This window comes from Nocardia sp. NPDC101769, from assembly GCF_044766925.1.
In the GTDB taxonomy this organism is placed as follows: domain Bacteria; phylum Actinomycetota; class Actinomycetes; order Mycobacteriales; family Mycobacteriaceae; genus Nocardia.
Genome location: NZ_JBIWMX010000102.1, coordinates 1 through 3,947, shown reverse-complemented (window position 1 = coordinate 3,947; position 3,947 = coordinate 1). Strand labels below are relative to the sequence as shown.

Below are 3,947 nucleotides of genomic sequence, written 5' to 3'. Positions count from 1 at the left end.
CTCACCACGATCACCGGGCAACTCGACCAGGAACTCGCCCGCAAATAGCGGGCTCACCACCACACTCGCGGCGCGGCCACACACCGACCGGCTGGGCTCCGCCCACGAAGTACTCACTCGGCTCGCAAGGCACACCAATATCGTCGAGTGCTTCCTCGACTTCACCGAGCCACTCGGAACTCATCTCGTATTCGCTGTCCAACGACTTGCCGTAGTGCTCACACATCTCTTTAAAGACATAGATGTAGATCGCGGCGTCGCCGGAGAGATTGGCCACGCCATCCAAGTAGTCGGGCTCCAGGATCATCTTCGTCAATGCTTGCCGTGCTGGTACCAGCTTTCCCCATCCTGCGGCTTCCGCATCCAGACGATCGAGCCCACCCGCGAGCTGAGTCAGCAACTCCTCCAGCAACTCACGGTCACCACTACCGACCATCCGACGAAGCGCCTCTAAGTCGACGCTGTAGGCCTGCATATCGGCACCCGCGATTACCCCATCCCTTCAACAACTGGGCCAGACCGTAACATCCGTCCCCGACACAGCCTGTCAGGACCAGCATCCGAACCCTTCTGCGCCCCTTCACGTTCAGACCCGAGCGTGCGCGAACCCGGCATCGATTCACACCTCCGCGCTTCGTCAAGCCATGTCGAGACACGCTGCACACGTCGGTACCAGATGTACGAAATTCGGCATGAGCGGATATCGCGGGGCGCGAGCTTCATCGTTGACTGTCGGCAATTCGGCGGCGCTCGATGGGGGCGCCGTAGCATCGGCCGACTCTCGGGCGGAGATGAGGTAGCGGGCTGGTAGAGAAGGGTTTTCGCGTTCGTGGTGCGGGTTCTGGCGGCTCGTGACGGCGCGCCTCACGGTGGCGGTGGCCCGTCTCGCAGCACAGCTTCGGGCGGATCCGGTGGAGATCGGCTCGTACGGCAAGCGCGCCCAGACCCGCACCGAGCAGGTGGCTGGCCGCTCGTATGACGGTTACCCGGTGGTGGCTGCTGCGCCCGCGATGACCACCTCGAGGCACTCGCGGAACAGGTCGTCGACCGTGCGGCCGGGCCGGAAGTATTCGGTGATACCGGCTATCACGGTCGGGTGCTGTTCGGTGAAGGCCGCCATGTCGAAGTCGTTCATCGCCGCGGGGTCCGGGCGAGGGGCCTGCTCTTCGAGGACGTGGCCGACGGTGAAGCGCTCTACCGTCAGCACGATCACCCGAGCGCGGTGCAGCGGAACACCCTGCGCCACAAGCGTGCTCATCGCGAGCTCGGAGATGTCGGCCATCTTCAGCGAGAGCTGGGCGGCGGACAGGACACGTGCGCCATCGGGGTGGGCCAGCAGCGCGCGCCGCAGCCGCTGGGCCAGCTCGCCGAGCCAGTCCTGCCAGCGTTCCTGCGGTGCTGGCCCTGGAAGCTCGCCGAACTCCTGATCGAGGATCGCCTCGGCGAGCGCGGTGACCAGAGCCGCCTTGTTGGGCAGATGCCAGTAGAGGGTCGGCTGCCGCACACCGAGTCGCGTGGCCAGTTTGCGCAGGGTCACCCCGTCGAGTCCGTCGGCATCCAGCAGTGCGATCGCCTCGGTGACGATGCGCTGTCGGTCCAGTGTCAATGCACACCTCCCGCCATCACTCTATCACTGATAGAGTCGTCTCTATCGGTGATAGAGACACGGACGTGAGTCTCGCCGACACCGCAGACACAGAAGGACGGAAATGACACACCAGCACACGATGCGGGAGCTGCTGCACCGGGCCACTCACCGCATTCCCGGGGTTCCCGCGCACACCGAGCGGACACCCGGCCACCAAGGCGGCCCCCGTCACGGCCGGGCGTGGCGGAACCCCGCCGCCCACCACCGGTCGCTCAACCACCGGTGGAATCACTCGCCCGCCCGTCCCCCTCGGCTGCTGGTGGGCTGGCAGGCGCGGATCGCGGCGCACTTCGGTCAGGAGCTGCGATGAAGGCCGCGGTGCTGCACGAGATCGGGGGCGTTCCCCGATACGAGGACTTTCCGGATCCGGTGGCCGGTGAGGGGGAAGTGATCATCGATGTGAAGGCCGTCGCGGTCGAGAATGTCGACAAGGCGATCGTGGCCGGAACGCATTACGCCACTGGGCAATTCCTCACCGAACTCCCGGCGATCCCCGCCTTCGACGGCATCGGCGCACTGCCCGACGGCACCCTCGTCGGCTTCGGCAACCCCCGACCGCCGTACGGCGCGCTCGCTGAGAAGACCGTGGTAGCCGCGGGCGCGTACGTTCCCATCCCCGAGGGCATCGATCCGGCCGTGGCCACCGTGCTGGCCACGGCCATCACCGGTATGTCCATCACAACAGCCGCCGGTTTCGTTCCCGGCGAGACGGTGCTGGTGCAGGGGGCTACCGGCGTCGCCGGGCGACTCGCGGTCCAGGTGGCCAGGCTGCTCGGAGCCGGGCGGATCGTCGCGACCGGCCGTGACGACGATCAGCTGCGCGACGTGCTGGCGCTGGGAGCCGACACCATCATCAACACCGCTGTCGGCGACGACGCGCTGGCGCGAGCGTTCACCGAAGCCAAGGGCGACGGCTACGACGTAGTCCTGGACTATCTGTGGGGACGGCCGACCGAGATCCTGTTGCGCACCCTGGTTCCGGAGTCGTTCGCGTTCCCGAAACCGACGCGCCTGATCCAGGTCGGGGAGGCCGCGAGCCGCGCGCTCACCCTCGCCGCCGAGAGCCTGCGCACCTCCGGAGTCGAGATCTACGGTGCAGCCAAGGGACTCGACGCGCAGACCATGGGCACGGTGTACGGGCAGATCGTGGAGTGGACACGGTCCGGCGAGCTCACCTTCGACCTCGCGACCATTCCGCTGAGCGACATCGAAACCGCCTGGCAACGAACCGATCTGCGCGGCAAGCGACTCGTTGTACTGCCATAGCCCAGCAAGGCCGACTCCGCAGCACTCGCCGCGGGCCAGGTCGTCCTCGGAGACCTCCGCTGAGCGCACCGTAACCAATCAGGCCGCAATCCGGCATTCGGCATTTCCGTGCACTAACGACGTTCGGTCGGCGGACTCGGATGACCCCTGCCCGTTGATCTTCCACGCACCCGCGCTGGCCGGTTCGGTCAGCCCGGTATGCGGCAATGTAGTGCGTTCGGTACCTGGGTGATTGACAGGACACGTCCGCGCGTTACCCCTTCGGTCTGCAGATCATCGGACGGCGTCCTGCCAGGCAGGCGACGTCTGCCGGGCGCTACACCTATCGGCCGAAGGTTGCGATGATGTGGGTGCGTGCGATGGCGTGGCCGAACAGCTTGAAGCCGAGGAAGCCCGGGGACGCGTTCGCGTCGAGACCGAGACGCTCGACATCGACTGCGTGAACGGTGAAGTAGTACCGGTGGTATCCATGCCCTGGAGGTGGTGCCGCACCGACATAACCGGTGATGCCGCCGTCATTACGCAGCGCTATCGCACCCGTGGGCAGGGAGCCGCCTTCGCTGCCCGCACCATTGTCGAGCGAGGTGACCGTGACCGGGATGTCGAACACGGCCCAATGCCAGAAGCCCGAACCGGTCGGTGCGTCCGGGTCGAAGCTGGTGAGCGCAAAGCTCTTCGTCTCGGCCGGAAATCCGGACCACGATAACTGTGGGGAGATGTCCTTGCCGCCCGCACCGAAAATCCCGCTGACTTGATCCAGGCCCAGCGCCTGCCCATCGGCAACATCGATGGAGGTCAGCTGGAAACTGGGCAGCTTCGGCAGCGGTGCGTACGGATCGTAGGAATAGTCGGGCATGGTGTCGTCCTCCCTCATGTCAGCAGTGCATTTGGGGGATTTCAGTAGAGCGGATGCCGCGCACGGACCGACTCCAGTTGGCAGCCTAGTACTCCAGCCGTAGTTTGTGATCGTTAGGTCTTGCTGTGTCGTCGCTGGTAGTGGCTGGTTTTGGCGCGGTGTTGGTGGCGTCGTCGC

Annotated in this window: 5 protein-coding genes; 2 read left to right on the top strand and 3 right to left on the bottom strand. The window is 65.7% G+C overall.

Features of this window, described 5'->3' with window-relative positions; genetic code table 11:
* Positions 1–10: 10 nt before the first annotated feature.
* Together ACIRRA_RS45520 and ACIRRA_RS45515 are read right to left on the bottom strand one after the other, a co-directional pair.
* Positions 11–475, bottom strand: coding sequence for a hypothetical protein (locus tag ACIRRA_RS45520; RefSeq protein ID WP_402782238.1), 465 nt, complete (start codon positions 473–475; stop codon positions 11–13).
* A gap of 507 nt (positions 476–982) precedes the next feature.
* Positions 983–1,606 carry a TetR/AcrR family transcriptional regulator C-terminal domain-containing protein gene (locus ACIRRA_RS45515; protein ID WP_402782235.1) on the bottom strand — a complete coding sequence of 208 codons (624 nt, stop codon included), beginning with the start codon at positions 1,604–1,606 and terminating at the stop codon, positions 983–985.
* A gap of 103 nt (positions 1,607–1,709) precedes the next feature.
* Here ACIRRA_RS45515 and ACIRRA_RS45510 point away from each other — a divergent pair, with 103 nt between their 5' ends.
* Together ACIRRA_RS45510 and ACIRRA_RS45505 are read left to right on the top strand one after the other, a co-directional pair.
* Positions 1,710–1,958, top strand: a complete 249-nt coding sequence (locus tag ACIRRA_RS45510; RefSeq protein ID WP_402782232.1) for a hypothetical protein — start codon at positions 1,710–1,712, stop codon at positions 1,956–1,958.
* A complete protein-coding gene (locus tag ACIRRA_RS45505; RefSeq protein ID WP_402782229.1) occupies positions 1,955–2,914 on the top strand; it encodes a zinc-binding alcohol dehydrogenase family protein in 960 nt (319 codons plus the stop codon). Before ACIRRA_RS45510 ends, ACIRRA_RS45505 begins: the two co-directional genes overlap by 4 nt.
* A 322-nt stretch (positions 2,915–3,236) precedes the next feature.
* Here the strand turns inward: ACIRRA_RS45505 and ACIRRA_RS45500 are convergent, their stop codons facing one another.
* Entirely contained in the window at positions 3,237–3,788 is a 552-nt protein-coding gene (locus tag ACIRRA_RS45500; RefSeq protein ID WP_402782226.1) for a YbhB/YbcL family Raf kinase inhibitor-like protein, read from the bottom strand.
* Between the last annotated feature and the right edge of the window lie 159 nt (positions 3,789–3,947).